The 22,179-nt window shown below is 65.7% G+C and carries 20 protein-coding genes; 12 read left to right on the top strand and 8 right to left on the bottom strand.

Features of this window, described 5'->3' with window-relative positions; genetic code table 11:
- Window positions 1-10: 10 nt before the first annotated feature.
- The 3 genes from ACFX5Q_RS05015 to ACFX5Q_RS05005 are packed head-to-tail and all read right to left on the bottom strand — an operon-like array spanning window position 11 to window position 3,523.
- A complete protein-coding gene (locus ACFX5Q_RS05015) occupies window positions 11-1,291 on the bottom strand; it encodes an ABC transporter permease (RefSeq protein ID WP_404275877.1) in 1,281 nt (426 codons plus the stop codon).
- Between the two features lie 6 nt (window positions 1,292-1,297).
- Window positions 1,298-2,350: an ABC transporter substrate-binding protein gene (locus tag ACFX5Q_RS05010; RefSeq protein WP_006204043.1), complete on the bottom strand. Its 1,053-nt coding sequence runs from the start codon at window positions 2,348-2,350 to the stop codon at window positions 1,298-1,300.
- Between the two features lie 6 nt (window positions 2,351-2,356).
- Window positions 2,357-3,523: an ABC transporter ATP-binding protein gene (locus tag ACFX5Q_RS05005; RefSeq protein ID WP_404275875.1), complete on the bottom strand. Its 1,167-nt coding sequence runs from the start codon at window positions 3,521-3,523 to the stop codon at window positions 2,357-2,359.
- Between the two features lie 305 nt (window positions 3,524-3,828).
- Between ACFX5Q_RS05005 and ACFX5Q_RS05000 the strand changes: the two genes are divergently transcribed.
- From ACFX5Q_RS05000 to lpxK, 8 genes are all read left to right on the top strand, one after another.
- Window positions 3,829-5,217, top strand: coding sequence for a PLP-dependent aminotransferase family protein (locus ACFX5Q_RS05000; protein WP_404275874.1), 1,389 nt, complete (start codon window positions 3,829-3,831; stop codon window positions 5,215-5,217).
- 10 nt (window positions 5,218-5,227) lie between these two features.
- Window positions 5,228-6,472, top strand: coding sequence for an NAD(P)/FAD-dependent oxidoreductase (locus tag ACFX5Q_RS04995; protein ID WP_404275873.1), 1,245 nt, complete (start codon window positions 5,228-5,230; stop codon window positions 6,470-6,472).
- A gap of 192 nt (window positions 6,473-6,664) precedes the next feature.
- Window positions 6,665-8,008 (top strand): TldD/PmbA family protein, encoded by a 1,344-nt coding sequence (locus tag ACFX5Q_RS04990; RefSeq protein WP_404275871.1) that lies wholly within the window; start codon window positions 6,665-6,667, stop codon window positions 8,006-8,008.
- Window positions 7,995-8,801: a 3'(2'),5'-bisphosphate nucleotidase CysQ gene (locus ACFX5Q_RS04985; protein ID WP_404275870.1), complete on the top strand. Its 807-nt coding sequence runs from the start codon at window positions 7,995-7,997 to the stop codon at window positions 8,799-8,801. The genes ACFX5Q_RS04990 and ACFX5Q_RS04985 overlap by 14 nt, the downstream gene beginning before the upstream one ends.
- Before the next feature lie 73 nt (window positions 8,802-8,874).
- Window positions 8,875-9,120: a DUF4170 domain-containing protein gene (locus ACFX5Q_RS04980; RefSeq protein WP_064992210.1), complete on the top strand. Its 246-nt coding sequence runs from the start codon at window positions 8,875-8,877 to the stop codon at window positions 9,118-9,120.
- A gap of 5 nt (window positions 9,121-9,125) precedes the next feature.
- A complete protein-coding gene (locus tag ACFX5Q_RS04975) occupies window positions 9,126-9,917 on the top strand; it encodes a lysophospholipid acyltransferase family protein (RefSeq protein ID WP_404275868.1) in 792 nt (263 codons plus the stop codon).
- A complete protein-coding gene (gene waaA, locus ACFX5Q_RS04970; RefSeq protein ID WP_404275867.1) occupies window positions 9,914-11,230 on the top strand; it encodes a lipid IV(A) 3-deoxy-D-manno-octulosonic acid transferase in 1,317 nt (438 codons plus the stop codon). The genes ACFX5Q_RS04975 and waaA overlap by 4 nt, the downstream gene beginning before the upstream one ends.
- Window position 11,231: 1 nt before the next feature.
- Window positions 11,232-12,260 (top strand): tetraacyldisaccharide 4'-kinase, encoded by a 1,029-nt coding sequence (lpxK, locus tag ACFX5Q_RS04965; protein ID WP_404275865.1) that lies wholly within the window; start codon window positions 11,232-11,234, stop codon window positions 12,258-12,260.
- Here lpxK and ACFX5Q_RS04960 read toward each other — a convergent pair whose 3' ends face one another.
- Window positions 12,261-12,494 (bottom strand): DUF2093 domain-containing protein, encoded by a 234-nt coding sequence (locus ACFX5Q_RS04960; protein ID WP_040584002.1) that lies wholly within the window; start codon window positions 12,492-12,494, stop codon window positions 12,261-12,263. It lies immediately after the preceding gene.
- A 216-nt stretch (window positions 12,495-12,710) separates the two neighbouring features.
- Between ACFX5Q_RS04960 and ACFX5Q_RS04955 the strand changes: the two genes are divergently transcribed.
- Window positions 12,711-13,307: a hypothetical protein gene (locus ACFX5Q_RS04955; protein WP_404275863.1), complete on the top strand. Its 597-nt coding sequence runs from the start codon at window positions 12,711-12,713 to the stop codon at window positions 13,305-13,307.
- Here the strand turns inward: ACFX5Q_RS04955 and ACFX5Q_RS04950 are convergent.
- Window positions 13,304-14,230, bottom strand: coding sequence for a LysR substrate-binding domain-containing protein (locus tag ACFX5Q_RS04950; RefSeq protein ID WP_404275861.1), 927 nt, complete (start codon window positions 14,228-14,230; stop codon window positions 13,304-13,306). The two genes, ACFX5Q_RS04955 and ACFX5Q_RS04950, sit on opposite strands and share 4 nt — an antisense overlap.
- A 90-nt stretch (window positions 14,231-14,320) precedes the next feature.
- On the opposite strand from ACFX5Q_RS04950, the gene ACFX5Q_RS04945 reads away from it, so the two are divergent.
- Window positions 14,321-15,214: a DMT family transporter gene (locus ACFX5Q_RS04945; RefSeq protein ID WP_404275860.1), complete on the top strand. Its 894-nt coding sequence runs from the start codon at window positions 14,321-14,323 to the stop codon at window positions 15,212-15,214.
- Window positions 15,215-15,241: 27 nt separating this feature from the next.
- On the opposite strand, the gene ACFX5Q_RS04940 is transcribed toward ACFX5Q_RS04945, so the two are convergent.
- The 3 genes from ACFX5Q_RS04940 to ACFX5Q_RS04930 all read right to left on the bottom strand — a co-directional run bounded on the left by ACFX5Q_RS04940 (window position 15,242) and on the right by ACFX5Q_RS04930 (window position 18,733).
- Complete coding sequence (locus tag ACFX5Q_RS04940) at window positions 15,242-15,763, bottom strand: AAA family ATPase (RefSeq protein WP_404275859.1); 522 nt, start codon at window positions 15,761-15,763, stop codon at window positions 15,242-15,244.
- An 88-nt stretch (window positions 15,764-15,851) separates the two neighbouring features.
- Window positions 15,852-17,714, bottom strand: a complete 1,863-nt coding sequence (gene mutL / locus ACFX5Q_RS04935) for a DNA mismatch repair endonuclease MutL (RefSeq protein WP_404275857.1) — start codon at window positions 17,712-17,714, stop codon at window positions 15,852-15,854.
- 116 nt (window positions 17,715-17,830) lie between these two features.
- On the bottom strand, window positions 17,831-18,733 hold the full coding sequence (locus tag ACFX5Q_RS04930; protein ID WP_192179531.1) for a LysR substrate-binding domain-containing protein: 903 nt from the start codon (window positions 18,731-18,733) through the stop codon (window positions 17,831-17,833).
- A gap of 92 nt (window positions 18,734-18,825) precedes the next feature.
- Here ACFX5Q_RS04930 and ACFX5Q_RS04925 point away from each other — a divergent pair, with 92 nt between their 5' ends.
- Both ACFX5Q_RS04925 and ACFX5Q_RS04920 read left to right on the top strand, forming a co-directional pair.
- Complete coding sequence (locus ACFX5Q_RS04925) at window positions 18,826-20,376, top strand: trimethylamine methyltransferase family protein (RefSeq protein WP_404275854.1); 1,551 nt, start codon at window positions 18,826-18,828, stop codon at window positions 20,374-20,376.
- A gap of 58 nt (window positions 20,377-20,434) precedes the next feature.
- On the top strand, window positions 20,435-22,084 hold the full coding sequence (locus ACFX5Q_RS04920) for an ABC transporter substrate-binding protein (RefSeq protein WP_404275853.1): 1,650 nt from the start codon (window positions 20,435-20,437) through the stop codon (window positions 22,082-22,084).
- The last annotated feature ends 95 nt before the right edge of the window (window positions 22,085-22,179 follow it).

The following is a 22,179-nucleotide window of genomic DNA, read 5'->3' as shown; positions in this document are numbered from 1 at the left end:
CGAGAAGCTCCTATACGAGTTTCACCCGGTCGAGGCCGAGGATGCGGGCGAAGATGCCGAACAGCGCCAGCGTGAACACCAGCAGGATGAAGCTGAGCGCCGCCGCCATCTCCCAGTTCAGCTCGACATTGACGTAGTTGGCGATGAAGTTGCTGATCAGCTGGTCGCTGGCGCCGCCGATCAGCGCCGGCGTGATGTAGTAGCCGAGGCACAGGATGAAGGTGAGCAGGCATCCGGCCATGACACCCGGAAAGACCTGCGGAAGGTAGATGCGGCGAAACGCTGTGAACGGCCGCCCGCCCAGCGAATAGGCGGCCTTCATTTGCGACGGCGGGATGGTCCGCATGACGCTGTAGATCGGCAGCAGCGTGAACGGCAGCTGGATATGGGTCATGGCGATGATCAGGCCGACGCGGCTGTACATCAGGTCGAGCCGGTCGTCGGCGACGCCGAGCCACAGGAGCATATGGTTGACCAGGCCGAACTTCTGCAGCAGCACCGTCCAAGCCGCCGTGCGCACCAGGATCGACGTCCAGAACGGCAGCAGCACAGCGACGATCAGGATGGCGGCCAGCCCCTTCGGCGCGCTGGCGATGAGATAGGCCAGTGGAAAGCCCAGCAAGAGTGTCGCCAGCGTCACCGCCGCCGCGACGAAGAAGGTGCGCATGAACACCTGCAGGAAGATCGCCTGTTCGGGCGGCACGCGTTCGATCGAACCATCGGCGTTCCAGCGCAAGTCGAGGGCGCTGAGCAGATAGAACGAGGTCACGGCGTGGGTGCCGCTGGCGATCGCCGGCCAGGTGCCCGGCTGCGACCAGAACGGCACGGATTTCACCACCTCCAGCGGCGGCCTGTCGCCGGCGCCTTCGAGTTGGCGCACCGTCTTCAGCACCTGGCTGCGCGCGCCAGGCAGGCGGGCGTTCAGGCTCTTGGCGAGCTCATAAGAGGTGCCCTTGGCCTGATTGTCCTTGAGGTCGGCGGCTAATGCCAGGAAGGCAGCATCGTCGGGCAGGCCGCTGCCGCTCCAGCCGCTGAGCGCCTGGGACGTCTGCGGCAAGGCATTGGCGATGGTCGGATCGTAGACGGCGCGCGACAGCAACAGCACGATCGGGATGCCGAAGCTCAGCGCCAGCAGCACCAACAGTGGTGCGGCCAGCGCCAGCGAGCGCAGCCGGTCGCCGAACTCGGCGCGGCGGATCGCCGCCGACACCGACTTGAGATCGGCATCGGCGGCTGACCGGCCGCGGGCCAGCGCGGGCCGGTCGAGTTCGCTGGGCGGGACCGCCGTCATCGACTTCTACTGCGCGAGCCAGGCGTTGAAGCGCTTGACCAGGTCCTCGCCATAGTCGCCCCAGAATTCGGTGTCGGCGACGAGATAGGCACCCTTCAGATGCTCGGGAGCGTTCGGCAGCTTAGGCAAGGCGTCGGCGGCGACGAAGGACGCCGCATCGATGCGCACCGGTCCGTAGGTGATGTAGCTGGCGAGCTTGGCGTTGTTCTCGGGCTGGCTGATATAGGCAAGGTATTTGTAGGCGAGATCCGGGTTTTTGGCGCCCTTCGGAATCGCGATCATGTCGTATTCCAGGATCTGGTTGTTCCAGACGATCTTGAACGGCGCGCCGTCCTTGTCGATGGCGTTCTGGATGCGGCCGTTCCAGGCGGTGGTCATAACCACTTCCTTGGAAGCCAGAAGCTGCGGCGGCTGCGCGCCGGCATCCCACCAGACGATGTCCTTCTTGATCGTGTCGAGCTTCTTGAAGGCGCGGTCGACGCCTTCGGGCGTGCCCAGCACCTTGTAGACGTCGGCGGGCGCGACGCCATCGGCCATCAGCGCCCATTCGAGGTTCTGCGCCGGGAACTTGCGCATGGCGCGCTTACCCGGGAATTTGGTGGTGTCGAAGAGGTCGAGCACCGAGGTCGGCGCTTCCTTCAGCACGGTCGGGTCATAGGCCAGCACGTCGCCATAGGCGTCGAGGCCGACGCCGCAATCGAGCGCGGAGCCTTCGAGGAATTTGTCGCGCGGCGCGATCTTGGAGTAGTCGAGACGCTCCAGGATGCCAGCGTCGCAGCCCTGCAGCACGGTCGCGGTTTCCACCGTCACAAGGTCGATCGGCACGTTGCCGGTGTCGACCATGGCTTTGACCTTGCCGAGATCACCGAGATATTCCTGCTCGACGATCTTGGTTCCGGTCTCCTTGGTGAACGGCTCGAACCACGCCTTGCGCTGCGCGTCCTGCCAGGCGCCGCCGCTGGCCATGATCGACAGCTCGTCGGCGACGGCGGCGTGGCCGATCGCCATCCAGGCGGTTGCCGCCGCAAGCGCGAGCAGCCGGGTCTTGGTGATTTTCATGTGATCTTACTCCCCTGTTGTTTTTGATATCGATCCGGCCGTTCCGGCATCGGCCGGGAAGGCGCGGCAATCACCGGGCGCACAGGAAACCATCACCGGCTCCCCATTCGCCATGGTCGCTTCGGGGCCGACCTTGACGGTCAGCACCTGTCCGTTTTCGAGCCTGGCCAGCAGGCGCTGGTGATCGCCGAGATAGATGCGGCCGTCGACCGTGGCAGTCAGCCTGTTGCCGGCCTGCGCTGCGGCCGCCAGGCCGAGCCGCTCGGGGCGGATGGCGACATGGCAGGCGCCACCTTCGGCGACGCCGATGGCCAAAGCGGTGATCGCGCCGCCGCCGTCCAGAGCGACGCGGCATTCCTTGCCGACCACGTGTTCGACCTTGCCGGCCAGCGTGTTGTTCTCACCGATGAAGCTCGCCACGAAAGAGCTTTGCGGCGTGTTGTAGAGATCGTCGGGCGAGCCGAGCTGGGCGATGCCGCCATTGTTGAACACGGCGACGCGGTCCGACATCGTCAGCGCCTCGCTCTGGTCGTGCGTGACATAGACGATGGTGACGCCGAGCATCGTGTGCAGCTGCTTGATCTCGAGCTGCATATGTTCGCGCAGCTTCTTGTCGAGCGCGCCGAGCGGCTCGTCCATCAGCACCAGACTCGGCTCGAACACCAGTGCGCGCGCCAGCGCCACGCGCTGCTGTTGGCCGCCGGAAAGCTGCGTCGGCCGGCGGTCGCCGAACTGCTTGAGCCGCACCATGTCCAGCGCGCGGCCGACACGGGTGGTGATGTCAGCCTTGTCGATCTTGCGCACCGAGAGCGGGAAGGCCACGTTCTCCTCCACCGTCATGTGCGGGAACAGCGCGTAGTTCTGAAACACCATGCCGATGTTGCGCTCATAGGGCGGCAGCCGGTCGACCGAGCGGCCTTCCAGCGTGATGACACCCCTGGTCGGCCGTTCGAACCCGGCAAGCATGTTGAGCGTCGTCGTCTTGCCTGAGCCGGAAGGGCCGAGAAGGGTCAGGAATTCGCCGCGCGCCACGCCGAGGTTCAGCCGCGTCACCGCAAAGGTGCGGCCGTCATAGGATTTCTCGACGTCGGTGAATTCGACAAACCCCTTGAGGTCGGCTGCTGGTGCCGAGGCGGCGTTGCCGGCTGGCCGGGCTGTCGCGACGGCGGTCACGGGTGGAAATCCGTCGTGCGGCCGCCAAGGCCGTTGGTCGAAACGAAAAGGGGCTTGCGTTGCATGTCTCGGTCTCGCGGGGCGCTGGCCGCACAAGGGCGGCAAACCAAACTTGTATGCTCACACAATCGATGGCTAAAGAACCATAGATGCAGACAAGTTTCCACGTCAAGCGACTTTTTTTACGATTGTGTGGGATTTTCGCGGTCGGATATTGAATTTATCAACCAGACAAGCGCTATTGTCCGGCGCATTGTCTTATGCTAGATGCCAATCGTCTCAACAGTCCGAATCCGCCAATCCGCATGCTTCAAGACCTGCAACTCGCCTCGGATGAAGGTCCGGTCTATCGCCGCCTTGCCGACGCAATTGCCGAACGGATCGCCGCCGGCACGCTTGCCGTGGGCGACAGGCTGCCGCCGCAGCGCGAGATCGCGCGAGCGCTGGGCATCAATGTCACCACGGTAACGCGGGCGCTGTCGACGCTGCAGGAGCGCGGTCTGCTCGAAGCACGGCCGGGGCGCGGCACGACCGTCGCCGCCCGCGATGCCGGCGAAAGGCCGGGCTTCGTCTCGGCGCCGAGCGACGACAGCGGCGTCGTCGACCTGTCCGTCAACCGGCCGGCGACGTCAGCCTATCTCGACGCGCTGGCATTGCTCTTGCCGCGCATGGCCAAGCACCGGCACTACGCCACGCTGCAGGACTACCATCCGCCGGAAGGACCGTTGTGGGCGAGATCGGCGATCGCCGAATGGATGCGGCCGGTGGCCGGCGACGGCGATGCTGGCCGCGTCGTGCTGGCGGCTGGCGCCCAGCACGGGCTGGATTGCGTGCTTGGCGCCGTGACCAAGCAGGGCGAGGTCATTCTCGCTGACGAGGTCACCTATCAGGGCATCAATGCGCTCTGCCGGGTGCATGGGCTCGATCTCAGGGGCGTCGCCATGGATCGCGGCGGTATGCGCCCGGACGCATTTGATGCCGCCTGCGGGCAACTTCGGCCCCGCGCGGTCTTCCTGGTGCCGACACTGCACAACCCGACGACGATCACGCTCAGCGCCGAACGCCGCAACGAACTGGTCGCAGTCGCCCGCCGCCACAATGTGCTGATCATCGAGGACGACGTCTATCGTCCGCTGGCCGACAATCCGCCGCCGTCGCTGGCCAGCCTCGAGCCGGAGCTGACGGTCCATATTGGCGGCCTGTCGAAATGCATCGCGCCGGGGCTGAGGCTCGGTTTCGTCATCGCGCCGCGCGCCATCGCCGGCCAGGTGGCGGCCGCACTTCGCATCAATTGCTGGAGCATCAGCCCGATGGCGGCGCTGATCGGTACGCAATTGCTGGAGGAGGGGACGGCAACGCGCATCATCGAGGCACAGAAGCAGGAACTGCGCCAGCGCCAGGCGGTGCTGAGCGACATCCTCGGCGGCTTCGATGTCCAGACCCATCCGACGTCGACCCATGCCTGGCTGCGGCTCCCCGAACCTTGGCGCGGCGCCGGCTTTGCCCGCACCTGCCAGCAACGCGGCGTTGCCGTGCTGCCGGGCGACGCCTTCGCTATCGGCCGCGAGCCGGTACAGCATGGGGTGCGCATCAATGTCGGCGCCGCCCGTTCGCTCGACGATTTGCGGATGGCGCTGAGCACGATGGCCGAGCTGCTTGCGGCCGGCCATCTGCAACTGCCTGGCTTCGTCTGAGGGGTCAGTCGTGGCCGCATCCGAAACAGTCGAGATCGCCATCGTCGGCGCCGGTGTTGTCGGGTTGGCGACGGCGCTCAGGCTTGCCGGAGAGGGGCGCGAGGTTCTGCTCATCGATCCTAACGAGCCGGGCTCCGGCGCTTCCTTCGGCAATGCCGGGACGATCGCCGAATATGCCTGCATGCCGGTCGGCAACCCGGCCGTGCTGCACGCCTTGCCAAAGCTGCTGCTCGATCCCGACAGCCCGTTTGCGCTGCGCTGGACCGCGCTTTTCCAGCTGGCGCCATGGCTCGCCCGTTTCGTCAGGCAGTCGCTGCCCGGGGCCACCCGCGCCAATGCCTTGGCGCTTGCCGGGCTGCTGTCAGAAGCCTTGCCGGCCTGGGGAGAGATGGTGCAGGAGGCCGGCCTGCAGGACCTTATGCGCCGCAATGGCTGCCTCTATCTCTACCGCCGCGAGAGCGACTTTGCCGCTGCCGCCGGCGGCCGGGCGTTGCGTGCCGAATTTGGCGTCCACCAGGAGGTGCTGACGCCGCAGCAGGTCGCCGTGCTGGAGCCCGGCCTGCAGGCGATCGCGGCCCGTGGCCTGTACTTTCCGGACTCGCTGAACGTCACCGATCCGAGCATGGTGATGCGCCGCCTGCTCGAGGCGGCCGTCGCACGCGGCGCGTCGCTGGCCAGGGCCGAAGTGACCGGCCTGCGAGCCGGCGCCGGCGGCGTGGAACTCAGCGGCCCGGGTTTCCGGGTCAAAGCGAAGACGGTGGTCATCGCCGCCGGCGCACGCTCACGCGCCTTGGCCGCGCAAGCCGGCGACAGCGTTCCGCTCGAGACCGAGCGCGGCTATCACCTCGAATTTTCAACCGATGCGCCGCTGCTCAACCGGCCGGTCAGTTCCGTCGATCTCGGCTTCTACATGACGCCGATGGCCGGCCGGCTGCGTGTTGCCGGCACTGTCGAGCTTGGCGGGCTTGCCGCACCGCCCAATCCGCGCCGACTGGCGCTGCTCGACCGCGGCGTGAGGCAGATCTTTCCCCAGCTCGGCAAGCCGTCATCGGAATGGCTCGGCTTCCGGCCATCGCTGCCCGATTCGCGTCCGGTCATCGGGCTCTCGCGCCGCAGTCCCGGCGTCGTCCACGCGTTCGGCCATGGCCATCTCGGGCTGACATTGGCGCCGATCACGGCGCGGCTGGTCGCCGATCTTATCGCCGGACACGGCGATGCGGCGCGCGTCGCTCCTTTTGCCGCAGATCGCTTCTGACGGTCCTTTCCTCCTTAGGACGCGAAGCCTTCTCGGCGAGACCGGAAAGGCGAGATGGGCGTGGCTGGGGCTCTGAACCGGCTGCCTTGCCTTTTGATTGCCGCGTTTCCCATTGTACAAGCCACGGCGGACCAATAGATGGGTGCCAGTGGCTTCCTCCGAAGGCCGGCAGAAAAAGCAGGATTGATACGCATGACCGATACGCTCGACGCAGCGAAATTGACCGACCGCGTCGCGGCCCTGGTCGAGGCCGCCAGACGCGCCGGCGCCGATGCCGCGGATGCGGTCGCGGTGCGTGGCCGCTCGGCCGGCGTGTCGGTGCGGCTGGGCAAGGTCGAGGCCACCGAATCGTCCGAGAGCGAAGATGTCTCGCTGCGTGTGTTCGTCGGCCAGCGCGTGGCGAGCGTTTCGGCGACCGCCGCCTCCGACCCGAAGGCGCTGGCCGAGCGCGCGGTCGCCATGGCCAAGGTGTCGCCGGAGGATCGCTATCAGGGGCTCGCCGATCCGGCGCTGCTGGCCGGCAAGCCGCGCGACCTCGATCTGTTCGACCCGACCGAGGTTTCGGCCGATGAATTGAAGGAAGCGGCCCTTGCGGCGGAAGCGGCAGCACTTGCCGTCAAGGGCGTCACCAACTCGTCCGGCAGCAGCGCCGGCGCCGGGCTCGGCGGGCTGGTGCTCGCCACCTCGCACGGCTTCGTCGGCCAGTATGTCGCCTCGCGCTTTTCGCGCTCGGCCAGTGTCATTGCCGGCGAGGGCACCGGCATGGAGCGCGACTACGAGTACTCCTCGCACCAGCATTTTTCCGATCTCGACGCACCCGAAGATATCGGCCGCAAGGCCGGCGAGCGCGCCGTGCGCCGCCTCGGCGCCCGCAAGGCGGCGACCGGGTCGGTCGATGTCGTGTTGGATCCGCGCGTCGCGCGCGGCATTGCCGGCCATCTCGCCGGCGCCATCAATGGCGCCGCCGTGGCGCGCAAGACAAGCTTCCTGCGCGACATGATGGGCAAGCAGGTGGCGTCGGCAGCGATCACCGTCACCGACGAACCGCTGCGCCGCCGTGGCCAGGCCTCGCGCCCCTTTGACGGCGAGGGCATCGAGGGAAAGAGGCTGCTGATGGTCGAAAAGGGCGTGCTCAATCACTGGTTCCTGTCGACCTCTGCCGCGCGTGAACTCGGCCTGACCACCAATGGACGCGGGTCGCGCAGCGGCTCCTCCGTCTCGCCTTCCTCGACCAACCTCGCCATCGAGCCGGGCGAACGCACGCCGGAAGATTTGATCAAATCGCTGAAGAGCGGCTTCTACGTCACCGAAGTGTTCGGCCAGGGCGTCGACATGATCACCGGCGAGTACAGCCGCGGCGCGTCCGGCTTCTGGATCGAGAATGGCGAACTTGCCTATCCCGTCGCGGAAGTGACCATTGCCTCCAATTTGAAGACGATGTTCCTCAACATGGTCCCGGCCAGCGATCTCGACCGCGATTTCGGCACCGCGGCCCCGACGCTGATGATCGAAGGGATGACCCTTGCCGGCGCCTGATACGGTCATATCGGCCGGGGCCGGCGAGGACCTGGCCCTGCTGCGCGACGCCGCCCGCGAGGCCGGCATCATCGCCATGCGCTATTTCGGCAACAACCCGCAGGTCTGGATGAAGGGCGGCACCTCGCCGGTCAGCGAAGCCGACCACGCCGCCGACGCCTATCTGCGCGACACGTTGCTTTCCGCGCGGCCTGACTATGGCTGGCTGTCGGAGGAAACCGCCGACAATCCCGTCAGGCTTTCGGCGCGCCGTACCTTCGTTGTCGACCCGATCGACGGCACGCGCGGCTTCCTCGAAGGCCTGCGCTCCTGGTGCGTCAGCGTCGCGGTGGTCGAAGACGGTCGCACGCTGGCCGGCGTGCTCGAATGCCCGGCCATGGGAGAGACCTATTGGGCGCTGCCCGGCGAAGGCGCGTTCCTGAACGACCGTCGCATTGCCGTGCGCCAGCTCTCGGCCAAGGTCGAGATTGGCGGGCCGAAGCCGCTGGTCGACCTGATGCCGGCTAAATGGCAGGGCCGGCTGAACCGCGTGACCCATATTCCTTCGCTCGCCTACCGGCTGGCGATGGTGGCCAATGGCCGCCTCGATGCAACCTTCGTCAAGCCGAGCGCGCATGACTGGGACATCGCCGCCGCCGATCTCATCCTGCACGAGGCCGGCGGTGCCTTGCTCGACCGGAATGGCGAGCGGCCGCGCTATGCCGGCGAGGTGATTCGCCATGGCGCGCTCGCCGCCGGCAGCGGCGCGCTGCTTGCCGTGCTCGCCGGTGTCATTGCCGGGCTGGACAGTTAACCATCATCAAAGGTTCCAAAATCGGCGGCTTTGGTCTAGACCTCTGCAAACTCACGATATGTGAAGGACCGACATGACCGCGGAAGACGGAAAGAAGCAGCTTTTGCACCTGGTTTTCGGCGGCGAGCTGAAAAAGCTGGGCGGAACCGAATTCCGCGACCTCGACGGGCTCGACATCGTCGGCATCTACCCCGACTATCAATCCGCGCACACGGCCTGGAAGGCCAAGGCGCAAGCCAGTGTCGATAACGCCCATATGCGCTATTTCGTCGTTCACCTGCATCGGCTGCTCGACCCAGACAGCAAGGCCGTCGGTTGACTTCTATGCACCATGATGCGGCGAAAGCGCCGGCCGGCGAGGCCGCGCCCGCGGGCCGTGGCGGCAGCCGAGCCACCAAGGCCTTCTGGCGCAGGGTCCGCGAACCGCTGGCGCAGTCGCGAATCGTCAAGAACGTCATCGTCGGCCTGCTCGCCCAGTTCGTGCGTCTGGTGCGCCTGACCAATCGCCTGGTCGAGGGATCGGCGAAGGTTGCGGGCGGCGCCTATGCGCATCTGGAACCCGGCATCATCGCGCTCTGGCACGGCCAGCATCTTCTGACGCCGGCCTACTATCCCAAGGGGCGGCCGCTGGTCGCCATGGTCTCGCGCAGCGCCGATGCCGAGCTCAACGCGCTGATGCTCGAGAGATTCGGCATCGAGGCCGTGCGCGGCTCCGGCGGACGTGACAGCACCAGGCATCTCGACAAGGGTGGCGCCAAGGCGTTGATTGCCCTGAAAAAGTCGCTCACGGCCGGCAAGAACGTCGCCATGATCGCAGACATACCCCACGGCACGCCGCGCGACGCGGGGCTCGGCATCGTCCTTCTGGCGCGGCTCTCGGGCCGCCCGATCATGCCCGCGGCCATCGCCACCAGCCGCCGCAAAGTGCTGGAGAAGAGCTGGGACAAGACCACGATCAACCTGCCTTTCGGCCGAGCCTCGATCGTCCTCGGGACGCCGGTGCTGGTGCCGGCCAATGCCGACGACGCCGAGATGGAGCGCAAGCGCCAGGAACTGACCGCCTCGCTCAACGCCGCCACCGCCGAGGCCTACCGCCTCGTGGACGGCCCTAAGTGAGCGAGCGCTGGGCGCGCGCCATGCTGTCGGCCTACCGCTACGCGGGCGCCGCCGCCTATCCGCTGATCGGGCCCTACGTCGCCTGGCGCACCTCCCGTGGCAAGGAAGATCGAGTGCGCCGGCGCGAGCGCTACGGCGTCGCCGGCCGGCCACGCCCGGAAGGGCCGATGATCTGGATCCACGCAGCGAGTGTCGGCGAGACCCTCGCCGTCATTCCCCTGGTCGAGAGCATCCTCGACTACGGCGTCAACATCGTGCTGACCACCGGCACCGTCACTTCCGCGCAAGTCGCCGACGAGCGGCTTGGCGCCCGCATCATCCACCAATATGTGCCGCTCGACCTGAAGCCGGCGGTCAGCCGCTTCCTCGACCATTGGCGGCCGGACCTGGCGATCATCGCCGAATCGGAAATCTGGCCGATGACCATGCTGGAACTCGGCGCCCGGCGCGTGCCGCAGGTGCTGGTCAACGGCAGGCTGTCCGACCGCTCCTTCACCTCCTGGAAGAAGCGCGCCAACATCGCCGAGGCATTGTTCGAGAACCTTGCCCATGTCGTCGCCCAGTCGGATGTCGACGGTGAGCGCTTCCGCTCGCTGGGCGCCCGGCCGGTCACCGTGTCGGGCAATCTCAAGGTCGACACCGCGCCGCCGCCGTTTGACGAACGGGCGCTGTCCTCGCTGAAGCGGCAGATCGGCGAGCGGCCGACCTGGGCGGCGATCTCGACCCATGACGGCGAGGAAGTGGTGGCGGCGGAAGTCCACGCCATGCTGCACAGGCGCCATCACGGCCTGCTGACGATCATCGTTCCGCGCCATCCCGACCGCGCCGAGGCGCTGGCCGCGCAGATTTCCGGCATGGGCCTGAAGCTCGCCCGGCGCAGCAAGGGCGACAGGATCACCGCCGACACCGACATCCTGCTCGGCGACACGATCGGCGAGATGGGGCTTTACCTCAGGCTGACGGAGATCGCCTTCGTCGGCCGTTCGCTGACCTCCGAGGGTGGCCAGAACCCGCTGGAACCGGCGATGCTGGAGACGGCGGTACTCGCCGGCCGCAACGTTCAGAATTTCCGCGAGGCCTATCAGCGGCTGCTCGACAGTGGCGGCGCGAGACTCGTGCGCGACCGCGACATGCTGGCCGGCGCCGTCAATTTCCTTCTGACCAACGAGGCGGCGCGCTATGAGATGATGGCCGCCGGTGTGGCGACCGTCGACGAGATGCGCGGCGCGTTGGCGCGCACGCTGAAGTCGCTGGAGCCCTATATCCAGCCGCTGGTCGTCAAGTCGCGCCTGAAGGGCGCCAACGGGAGGTAGCGTGACCTCCGAGGCGCCGCCCTTCTGGTGGGAAAAGCCGGACTGGCGCGTGCTGGCGCTGTCGCCGCTGTCGGCCGCCTATGCAATTGTCGCCGGTCGCCGCATGCGCCGTGCACCGCGCGAAAAGGTCGAGGCACCGGTGCTGTGCGTCGGCAATTTCACCGTCGGCGGCACCGGCAAGACGCCGGTGGCGATTGCGCTGGCCAGGCAGGCCAAACGCATGCAGCTCAATCCCGGTTTCCTGTCGCGTGGCCATGGCGGCTCGTTCGCGCAGCCGCATCTCGTTGATCCGCACCATGACGCCGCCAAACATGTCGGCGACGAGCCGCTGCTTCTGGCCGAACATGCGCCGGTCGCGGTGACGCCGAACCGTGCGGCGGGCGCCAGACTGCTCATCGAGAAGCATGGCTGCGACTTCCTCATCATGGACGACGGCTTCCAGAGCGCGCGCATCCATATCGACTTTGCGCTGGTCGTCGTCGACACGCGCTATGGCATCGGCAACGGCCGCGTCATCCCCGGCGGGCCGCTCAGGGCAAACATCGTCGACCAGCTGGTCTTCACCAGTGCGTTGCTGAAGATGGGCGAGGGCACAGCGGCCGATGCGGTGGTCCGCCAGGCGGCGCGCGCCGGCCGGCCGATCTTCGAGGCGCATACCTTACCTCGGGGTAAGGAGCGCTTTGCCGGCAAAAGGTTCCTGGCCTTCGCCGGCATCGGCCATCCCGAAAAATTCTTCGACACGCTTCGCGCCGCCGGCGGCGAGGTCGCGCTCTCGAGGGCCTTTCCGGATCATCATTTCTACGGTGAGGACGAGCTTGCCGAACTCGCCGGCACCGCGCGCCGCGAAGGGCTTCGCCTCGTCACCACCGCCAAGGATGCGGCCCGGCTACGCCACGGCACTGCACTCGCCGGGTTCCTGGATCAGCTCGACGTGCTGGAAATCGACACCGTGTTCGAGCTCGACCACGTGCCGGAGCGGATCATCGACGAAACGCTGGATGCGTGGCGGCAGCGGAAGTTGCGGGGGTGACTAGCGCCGGCTGCGCAGATCCGGATTCGCTTCCATCTCACGCCGCAGCGAGGCAGTGGCGTTCGCATAAGGCTCTTGCCTGGCGACGCTCCAATATTTGAGCTCGTCGAGCGGTATGCTCTCGCCGGTCACCGCGCAGCGCACGAACGTGCCGGGGCTGGTGACCTGGAAATCGCCATCGAGATAGCGAATCCGGGCTTCCTTGCCGCCAGGGCCTTCGAAGCGGTTCATCATGAGGTGGCGCCAAGGTTCATGAGAATGTCATCGCCATAAATTGCCAGCGAGGTCAAGCTTGACGCAATGCTGATGGCCTATTGTCCGATTTGATACTGCTAGAGCAATTCCAGGAAAAGTGTGAAACGGGTTTTCCGTCCGGGATTGCGTCAAGACAAAGAGATAGAGTGGTTCGGCGTTTCCGTGAAACGATGAACCGCTCTTGCGGGGACCGGCATGGACATTTCCTCTGCCCGCCTGACATCGTTGTTGCGGCAAGCCTTCACGCCGGAGGCTTTGCCGTCGGCGAAGGCCGATCCAGCGAGGACGGCGCTCATCAAGGCTTTGGTTGCGCCGCCGGCACCGGCGGTAGGGCCGTCGCAGCCGATGGCGGCTGTGCTGCCGACCCTGCTGCCGGCCGGCGCTGCCGGAATGCCGCAGCAATTGTCCTCGTCCGAGATCGAGCATGCCTACCGGCTCCTGATCGACCCGGGCGCGGATGCGGCAAGCGATGCCACACCGGTCACAACCGCCGCGAGGAGACAGGCGCCGGAAGCCGACACCGCGCAACGTGGCTTGGCGTTGGCCCAGGTGACCGCAGATGAGGGCGGCAAGCCAATTGTCATGGCTTGGTTGGCGCTTCTCACAGCAGAGGTCTCGCCGCTTCGCCGTGCTCCCGCCATTGGCTCGGAAGCGAGACAAGGGCAGCGCGGCTCTCGGCCGGGCGACATGGCGGAGCCCGAACCCAGGCACATGAGCGTCGGACTGATGTCGTTTGGCGCCGGGTTGCTTGCCTGCGCGATCGTCGGATTTCTGCTGACGGTGCTTCGCTAGCCCTCGGCCTCGATAAACGCCTCGATCTTTTCCGGCGCCAGCCCGGCCTGCGCAGCGATGCGGCGGGCAAGGTCGGCGGCGGCGGCGCGCGGGCGGCCGGCGGGCCGGTCGAGCCAATAGGAGATCGGATTGAGCGCGACGCGGTCGTCGACGGCGACGATACGCCCCGACTTCAGCTGATCCTGCGTCAGCGGCGGCCGTGCAAGCGCGATGCCTAGACCGTGCGCGGCGGCGTCGAGCACCAGATTATAGTCCTCGAAGCGGCGGTCGTGCGGGCGCGGGCGGTAGTCCATGCCCTGCGCCGCGAACCAGGCGCGCCAGGTGGACGCATCGGAATCGTTGATCAGCGGGAATTTGAGCAGCCGGGCAGGATCGCCACGGCCGATCTCGTTCGCCAGTTCCGGCGAGGCGACCGGAAAGACATGTTCCTCGAACAGCTGCACCGAAACGCGGCCGGGAATGCGGCCGCGTCCGCAGCGGACCGAAAGATCGATGCCCTCATCGGCGAGATCGGCCTGACGGTTGTCGACGTCGAGCACGATGCGCAATTTGGTCGGGTTGTTCTCGAGTGCGGCCATGCGCGGCATCAGCCACAGTCCTCCCACCGAGGGAATGGAGGCGAGCCGCACCACGGCGGTGCCGCGCGGCTCCACCCAGCGGTCGGAATTGCTCGCGATCAGAGCGAAGGCTTCGGTGGTCCTGAGATGCAGACGATTACCCTCGATGGTCAGCGACACGCCGCGAGCGCCGCGATCGAACACTTTCAGCCCCAGCCAGTCCTCCAGCTTGGCGATCTGCCGGCTGACGGCGCCATGGGTGAGGTTGAGCTTTTCGGCGGCGGCTGAAAAACTCCCGGTGCGCGCCGCCGCGTCGAAGGCGCGCAAGGTCTCGAGCGGCAGCATCGGTTCTAAGCTGTGATCCATGCTCACAGGTGACCCTCGATTTGCTCGTTTGTCAACCGGCCGGCAATGGCATTTCTATACATCATGCAATTGAATCGCGAGGACGGTCAGATGAGCGCTTACACCGGCACGTTGAATTCGACACAGCGCATGGACACCACGGCGGTCATCGCGGTGACCCTCACCGTGGTCGGTTGGGCCTCCGCCTTTCCGGCCATCCGCGCCGGCCTCGCTGCCTTCGATCCGCTGGAACTCGGTGCGCTGCGCTTCGCCATCGCCGCCGTGCCGGCCGCGATCTTCCTCGCCGTCAAGCGCCCGGCGCTGCCCAGGATCGACGAATTGTGGCGCTTCGCCTTCGGTGGCGCCATCTTCGTCGCGCTCTACACGGCGATGCTCAATTTCGGCGAGCTGACGGTTTCGGCCGGTGCCGCCGGCTTCATCATCAATGTCAGCCCGATCTTCACCGCCATCATGGCCATGGCGCTGCTTGGCGAACGCTTCTCCGGCCTGGCCTGGCTCGGCACGGCGATCTCTTTCGCTGGCATCGGCATCATCGCCATGGGCGAGGGGCAAGGCCTGCATTTCAACACCGGCGCGCTGCTGGTCTTGGGCTCCGCTCTGTGCTCAGCCGTCAACACCATCGTCCAGAAGCCGCTTTTCGCCCACCACCACCCGCTGACCATAGCCGCTTCGAACATGGTGCTCGGCGCGCTCTGCCTGGCACCCTTCCTGCCCAACGCGCTCTCGCAGGCCGCGGTCGCCGACGCCGCCGGTATTGGCGCCGTCGTCTTCCTCGGCATCGTGCCGAGCCTGATCGCCTACGCCGCCTGGGCAACCGCGCTGTCGCGCCTGCCGGCCGCGCGCGCCTCGAACTTCCTCTATCTGGTGTCGCCGGTGGCCACCCTGATCGGCCTCTTCTGGCTCGGCGAAGTGCCGACCCTGCTCGGCATCATCGGCGGCGCACTGGCGCTTGGCGGCGTCGTCGTGGTGAATTTGAAGAGGTGAATCAGAGGGTTGTAGCGGTTGGCTGCATTAGGGCTGGCGAGCAAGCGAGCTTACGAAGTCGGATATCTGACGGCTGCCACGCAAGTTGATCACCGGCACCAGTGCTCCCCTCGCCAGACGCTCCTGCTCGATGAGCGGTAGACTGTCACGGTCGAAATTCCAGATGTAGCGAAGAAACTCCAAAAACTCTTTGTCCAGTCTCTCCCGGCATCCGGCCGCAAGATCAGGCCGAGGCCGGTTCAATGCGCTACGCAATATGACCCGGCTCAGGCAGGTTACGCGAGGGGTGTCGAGCCAGACAACGAGATTGGCGCGGGGCAGCCTTAGGTCGAAAGTCTGCCGATAATAGTTTCCCTCGCACACCCAGCCGTTACCAGAGATGGCTTGGCTGACGCTTGCACGAAAGACCGCATTTTGAGGTTTGGTCCAACCCGGCCCCCAGAACAGTCTGTCCAAATGCACGACCGGCAATTTCAGCCGTTCGCCCACTTCCCTCGCCAGGGTTGATTTGCCGCTTCCAGCATTTCCGAGAATTACGATCCGTTGCACGAGGCGACCTCGGAAAGCTTGGGTTCTCACCCCCACGATGCGAGGGAGAGGTGGCCGCAAACGCCGACGGAACTGGTAAGCGTGTTCGTCACCGCCGCCCGAACAGCCGTTCGATATCCGCGAGCTTGAGCTCGATATAGGTCGGGCGGCCATGGTTGCAGGTGCCGGAGCCCGGCGTCGCCTCCATCTGGCGCAGCAGCGCGTTCATCTCCTCGGCCTTCAGCAGACGGCCGGAGCGCACCGAGCCGTGGCAGGCCATGGTCGCGGCGATCCTGTCCAGTCGGCCTTTCAGCGTCTCGACCGTGTCGTTGTCGGCGATCTCGTCGGCGAGGTCGCGCACCAGCTGCTGCACATTGGTTTCGCCGAGCATCGACGGCGTCTCGCGCACCGCGACGGCACCCGGCCCGAAGCGCTCGATGCCGAGGCCGAAGCGGGCCAAGGTCTCGGAATGCATGGCAAGCCGCTCGGCATCCTCCTCCGGCAGGTCGACGATCTCCGGCAGAAGCAGCATCTGCGAGGGCACCGCGCGGGCGTGCAGCGCATTCTTCAAAGCTTCGTAGACCAGCCGCTCATGCGCGGCATGCTGGTCGACGATGACGAGCGAATCCCTGGTTTGGGCGACGATGTAGTTCTCATGCACCTGCGCCCGCGCTGCACCCAGCACTGTGCCGAGCAGCGTCTCGGCCGCCTCGTCCTGGCCGGCGCGCGCATCGGCGCTGGCCAGCGACCCGGCATCGAAGGCGGCCTGATCGTTCTCGCGGAAGCCGCCACTACCGGATCCACCGCCTTCCATGTCGAGCGGCCGCTGCGCTGAGCGGTCGAACCCGGAAAAGCCCGAGGCGCGATAGGCCGCATCGTAGCTGCGGTGTCCATGGGCCGGGCCGGGATGCGCGTAGCTGGCAGCACCCGGCCGGAACGCCGCCATCATGCCGGCCGCACCTGTGGTCGCGGCGCGGATGCCGGCATCGGCCAGCGCCTCGCGGATGGCGCCGACGATCAGCCCGCGCACCAGTCCGGGGTCGCGGAAGCGCACATCGGCCTTGGCCGGGTGGACATTGACGTCGACGGTTCCCGGATCGAGCGTCAGGAACAGCACGGTCACGGCGTGGCGGTCGCGCGGCAGCACGTCGGCGAAAGCGCCACGAATGGCGCCGGCGATCAGCTTGTCGCGCACCGGCCTGCCATTGACATAGGCATATTGCTGCAGCGCGTTGGCGCGGCTGAACGACGGGATCGAGACATGGCCGGCAAGCTGCACGCCGTCGCGGGTCGCATCGATGGCGATCGCATTGTCCGGAAAGTCGGCGCCCATCACTTGTGCGACACGGGCAAGGCGGCCCTCGGAGCTGTCGTCGGTCGCCGGCAATTCCAGTGTCGAGCGGTCGGAGCCGGCCAGCGTGAAGCGCACGGCAGTGAAGGCGATGGCAATCCGCTTGACCACGTCGCTGGTTGCCGAGCTTTCGGCGCGTTCGCCCTTCATGAATTTGAGCCGGGCAGGCGTGGCGAAGAATAGGTCGCGCACCTCGACCGTCGTACCGCGATTGGCCGCCGCCGGCTTGACGGCGGATATACGGCCGCCCTCGATGCCGATCTCGGCGGCGCTGTCGCCGGATGCGGTGCGCGAGCGGATCGACAGCCGCGCCACCGAACCGATCGACGGCAGCGCCTCGCCGCGGAACCCGAGCGAGCGGATGTCGTGGATGTTGTCGCCAAGCTTGGACGTGCAGTGGCGGGCAATCGCCAGCACCAGCTCCTGTTCGGGGATGCCGTAGCCGTCGTCGGTGACGCGGATCAGGTTCAGCCCGCCACCGGCGGTAACGATCTCGACGCGGGAAGCACCGGCATCGAGCGCGTTTTCGACCAGTTCCTTGACCACGCTCGCCGGACGCTCGATGACTTCGCCGGCGGCGATCTGGTTGATCATCGTTTCGGAAAGCTGGCGGATGGGCATGGGAGCACTATAGGCGGATTCGTAACGGATGCGGAAGTTTTCGATGCGGCGGAATAGCGGACAAGACGGCGGGGCAGCACCCCCTCGCTGCGATCCCAGCTATGCGGCTTGCCTCGTCACGCCTGCGCCGCCAGCCAGTCCCGCACCTTGCGGGCATTGTCGCTGAGCTCGCGGTTCTTCGGCCAGATGACGTAGAATCCGACGCCGGTCCTCAGCACATGATCCGTCACCGGCACCAACAGTCCAGATGCCACGAGGCGCGCGACCAGATGCCGCCAGCCGAGCGAGATGCCTTGTCCCTCCATGACCGCCTGAATCACCAAGGCATAGTCATTGATGCGCAAGCCGCGCTCGGCATTACGGAGGCTGGTTCCTGCGGACGCGAACCATTCGTCCCAGTTCGGGGCCTCGCGGTAGGGCTCCTCGAGATGGATGAGTCGGTGCGTTGCCAGTTCCTCGACGGTCTTCGGCAGCCCAAACTTCGCCAGATAGTTGGGGCCTGCGACCGGGAAGATCTCCTCGTCAGAGAGCGACAGCGAATGATAGTCCGGCCAATCGCGCGGCACGCCGCCGCGCACGCCGAGCGGGATGCCCTCGGCGATGATGTCGAGGTCGCGGTCGGCGGTCTGGATGCGTAGATCAACGCCCGGCAATTCGTCGCGGAACTGCTGCAGGCGCGGCATCATCCAGAACGAGCCGAAGGCGGTCGACGCGGCAAGCGTCACATGGCCGCCGGTCACCTGCAGGCGCAGGTCTTCCGCCGATTTTCGGATGTGGGACAGGCCGAGTGAGACATCGGCGTGGAAGCGCTCGCCGGCCTCGGTCAGGCTGACCTGCCGGTGGCGGCGTTGGAACAGCTTGGCACCGAGCTGTTCCTCCAACCCGCGCACAGCATAGGAGACGGCGGCCTGCGTCATGCCGAGCTCGCGCCCGGCGGCGGTGAAGCTCGACAGCCGCCCGGCCGCCTCGAAGACGATCAGGCTGCCGGCCGAGGGCAGGAGGTGGCGCAAGCTTCGCATAAGCAGAGCTTATACAAGAGATCAGGTTTTTCCAGCGTCACAGTCATATTTCGTCTCGCTAAGTTGACGGGCTCAGGGAGGATTGACTTGCCATGAACGCACCGGCCGTTGAAGTGACCGAAACTGCCCACCGCCGCAGCGGTGGCCGTCTGGGGCGCAAGGCGATGCGGGGCGTGCCCATGGCGTCGTTTCCAACCCTGGTCCGCCAGATCCCCGCCTATCAGATGGTCCCAGACGAGGCGGTGGAGCTGATCCACCAGGAGTCGCTCTCGATCCTTGAAGAGGTGGGCTGCGAGTTCCGCGACGACGAGGCGATCGCCCTGTGGAAGGCCGCCGGAGCCGATGTCTCCGAGACGCGCGTCCGTATCGACCGTGCGCTCTTGATGGAACTGGTCTCGAAGGTCCCGCCAGAGTTCACCCTCAATGCCCGCAACCCCGAGCGTACCGTGCGCGTCGGCGGCAAGAATTCCATCTTCGTTCCGATGTATGGCGCGCCTTACGTGCGCGACCTCGACAACAACAGGCGCTACGGCTCGCTTGCCGACCTCAACAATTTCCATAAGCTCGCCTACATGGCGCCGGCGCTGCACTCGTCGAGCTCGGTCATCTGCGAGCCGATGGAAATTGCGGTGCCCAAGCGCCATCTGCACATCATCCACTCAGCGCTGAAGCACTCCGACAAGCCGTTCATGGGCATTGTGACGTCGAAGGAGCGGGCGGAAGACACCATGGCGATGGCCGGCATCGTGTTCGGCGAGGATTTTGTCCGCGACAATTCGGTGCTTGTGGCGATCACCAACTGCAACTCGCCGCTGGTCTGGGACGCCACCATGCTGGACGCCATGAAGGTCTACGCGCGCAGCAACCAGCCGTTGATCCTGGCGCCCTTCGCGCTGTGCGGCGCCTCGACCTCGGCATCCGCCGTCGGCGCGGTCGCGCAGGTCAATGCGGAAGCGCTGGCCGGCGTCGCGTTCACGCAGCTGCTGCGTCCGGGTTCGCCGCAGATCTACGGACAGTTCATGGTCACGGTCGACATGAAGACCGGCGCGCCCATGGGTGGCACGCCGGAAGCCGCCCAGATGATGTATCTGATGGGCGCGCTGGCCAGGAAATACCGGCTGCCGTGGCGCACGTCGGGCTTCCATGTCGGCTCGAAGCTCAACGACGCCCAGGCCGGCTACGAGGCGAACATGCTGATGCATGCCGCCATCCTGGCCGGCGCCAACTACATCTGGCACTCCGCCGGCTGGCTCGAGGCCGGCCTGACCTGCGGCTATTCGAAATTCGCGACCGACTGCGAGCAGCTTGTCGGCTGGTACAAATATGCCGGCGGGCTGCCGTTCGACGATTTCAAGGAAGCCATGGCGGCGATCCGCGAGGTCGGGCCGCAGGGTCATTTCCTCGGCACCCAGCACACGCTCGAACATTTCGAGTCCGCTTTCTTCATGCCCAGCATCATGGACTTCAATTCGTTCGAACAGTGGAAGGCTGAAGGCGCAAAGGACCACGACACCCGCGGTCGCGAGAAAGCGCGCAACATGCTCGCGGACTATGAGGAGCCGAAGCTCGATGAGGGCATCGCCGATGGTCTCAAGGATTTGATCGCGCGGCGCGAGGAAAAGCTACCGGACAGCGTCAGCTGATAGAACAACAGCACTAGTTGATGGCGAAGACCTGACGGAACCACCCAGGGAGGAAAAAATGACGCTCTTCAGAAGCAATGGCGACCGCGTGCCGGGCGCTATCGAGGCAATGGCGAAAAAGACACGTGCGGGCCATATGGACCGGCGCGAATTCCTGGCGCTGGCCAGCGCATTCGGTGCATCGACGGCTTTCGCCTATGGCATGATCGGCCTTGCCGCGCCGACAAAAGCCCTGGCCGATGAACCGAAAAAGGGCGGAACGCTGCATGTCGCCATGTCGGTCAAGGCACAGAAGGATCCGCGCACCTATGACTGGACCGAGATGGCAAACGTCACCCGTTGTTGGCTGGAACCGCTCGTCCGCTACACGCACCAGTTCACTTTCGAGCCGGTCCTGCTCGAAAGCTGGGACGTCAATGATGACGCCACCGAATACACACTGCATCTGCGCAAGGGCGTCACCTGGAACAATGGCGATGCCTTCAACGCCGATGACGTGGTCTTCAATCTGAACCGCTGGTGCGAGAAGGGTGCTTCCGGCAATTCCATGGCGGCACGCGTCGGTGCGCTGATCGACACAAAGACCGGTAAGGCGAAGGATGGCGCGATCACTAAGGTCGACGACCTCACGGTCAAGCTGAAGCTCAACGAACCGGACATCGCGATCATACCGGGCCTCACCGACTATCCGGCGCTGGTCATGCATCGCGACTTCGACAAGGATGGCGCCGACCCGATCAAGAAGCCAATCGGTACCGGAGCTTTCGAGCTGGTCTCTTACGACGTCGGCCAGAAGGCGGTCGTGAAGCGTCGCGAGAACGGCAAGTGGTGGGGTGGCGAAACGCCGCTCGACGGTGTCGAGTTCATCGACTACGGCACTGACTTCAACGCCACGCTGAATGCCTTCGAGTCCGGCGAGATAGACCTCGATTTCGAAACGCCGGCCGACTTCATCGACGCCCTCGACAAGATGGATCTGGTGAAATCGGAGGTCGCAACGGCGACCACGCTGGTTGCCCGCACCAACATCACGCACAAGCCCTACGACGACCAGCGGGTGCGCAACGCGCTGCAGATGGCCGTCGACAACAATGCCGTCATGCAGCTCGGCTACGCTGGGCGCGGCACGGTCGGCGAGAACCACCACGTCGCCCCGATCCATCCCGAATATTATCCGCTGCCCAAGAAGACACGCGATGCCGCCGCAGCCAAGAAGCTGATGGCGGATGCCGGGCAGGCCGACTTCGAGCATGAACTGATCACCGTCGAGGACGAATGGCAGAAGAACACCGGCGATGCGATCGCCGGCCAGTTGCGCGATGCCGGCATCAAGGTGAAGCGCACGGTGCTGCCGGGCTCGACCTTCTGGAACGACTGGACGAAGTATCCATACTCGATGACCATCTGGTACATGCGGCCGCTAGGCGTCCAGGTGCTGGCGCTCGGTTATCGCTCGGGCGAGGCCTGGAACGAAACGGCCTATGCCAACCCGGATTTCGACGCCAAGCTGAAACAGGCGCTCTCGCTGGCCGATCCTGCCAAGCGCAAGGAGGTGATGAAAGACGTCGAGCAGATCCTGCAGGATTCCGGCGTCATCATCCAGCCGTTCTGGCAGAAGCTGTACTGCCACATGAGCAAGAAGGTGAAAAACTACGGAATGCACCAGACCTACGAAATGGACTTCCAGAACGTCTGGCTGGACGCCTGATATAACTCCCGAGGCTGCAAGCAACCGCCGCCGGCACCTATGACAAAGGTGCCGGCGGCCCGTAGATCACTGACAAGCAATTGGCGCAGGCAACA

This window comes from Mesorhizobium sp. IMUNJ 23033, from assembly GCF_044778005.1.
GTDB classification, from domain to species: domain Bacteria; phylum Pseudomonadota; class Alphaproteobacteria; order Rhizobiales; family Rhizobiaceae; genus Mesorhizobium; species Mesorhizobium amorphae_A.
The sequence above is the reverse complement of the archived record's forward strand: the minus strand, read 5'-3'. Positions and strand labels throughout refer to the sequence as shown.

Bases quoted from the DNA above. Each gene is read 5' to 3' on its own strand.
- ACFX5Q_RS04990 (WP_404275871.1), top strand. From the start codon at position 6,665: ATGACCGATACGCTCGACGCAGCGAAATTGACCGACCGCGTCGCGGCC.
- ACFX5Q_RS05015 (WP_404275877.1), bottom strand. From the start codon at position 1,291: ATGACGGCGGTCCCGCCCAGCGAACTCGACCGGCCCGCGCTGGCCCGC.
- ACFX5Q_RS04960 (WP_040584002.1), bottom strand. From the start codon at position 12,494: ATGATGAACCGCTTCGAAGGCCCTGGCGGCAAGGAAGCCCGGATTCGC.
- ACFX5Q_RS04950 (WP_404275861.1), bottom strand. From the start codon at position 14,230: ATGGATCACAGCTTAGAACCGATGCTGCCGCTCGAGACCTTGCGCGCC.
- ACFX5Q_RS05000 (WP_404275874.1), top strand. From the start codon at position 3,829: ATGCTTCAAGACCTGCAACTCGCCTCGGATGAAGGTCCGGTCTATCGC.
- ACFX5Q_RS04920 (WP_404275853.1), top strand. From the start codon at position 20,435: ATGACGCTCTTCAGAAGCAATGGCGACCGCGTGCCGGGCGCTATCGAG.
- ACFX5Q_RS04955 (WP_404275863.1), top strand. From the start codon at position 12,711: ATGGACATTTCCTCTGCCCGCCTGACATCGTTGTTGCGGCAAGCCTTC.
- ACFX5Q_RS04980 (WP_064992210.1), top strand. From the start codon at position 8,875: ATGACCGCGGAAGACGGAAAGAAGCAGCTTTTGCACCTGGTTTTCGGC.
- ACFX5Q_RS04930 (WP_192179531.1), bottom strand. From the start codon at position 18,733: ATGCGAAGCTTGCGCCACCTCCTGCCCTCGGCCGGCAGCCTGATCGTC.
- ACFX5Q_RS05010 (WP_006204043.1), bottom strand. From the start codon at position 2,350: ATGAAAATCACCAAGACCCGGCTGCTCGCGCTTGCGGCGGCAACCGCC.
- mutL (WP_404275857.1), bottom strand. From the start codon at position 17,714: ATGCCCATCCGCCAGCTTTCCGAAACGATGATCAACCAGATCGCCGCC.
- ACFX5Q_RS04925 (WP_404275854.1), top strand. From the start codon at position 18,826: ATGAACGCACCGGCCGTTGAAGTGACCGAAACTGCCCACCGCCGCAGC.
- ACFX5Q_RS04975 (WP_404275868.1), top strand. From the start codon at position 9,126: ATGCACCATGATGCGGCGAAAGCGCCGGCCGGCGAGGCCGCGCCCGCG.
- ACFX5Q_RS04945 (WP_404275860.1), top strand. From the start codon at position 14,321: ATGAGCGCTTACACCGGCACGTTGAATTCGACACAGCGCATGGACACC.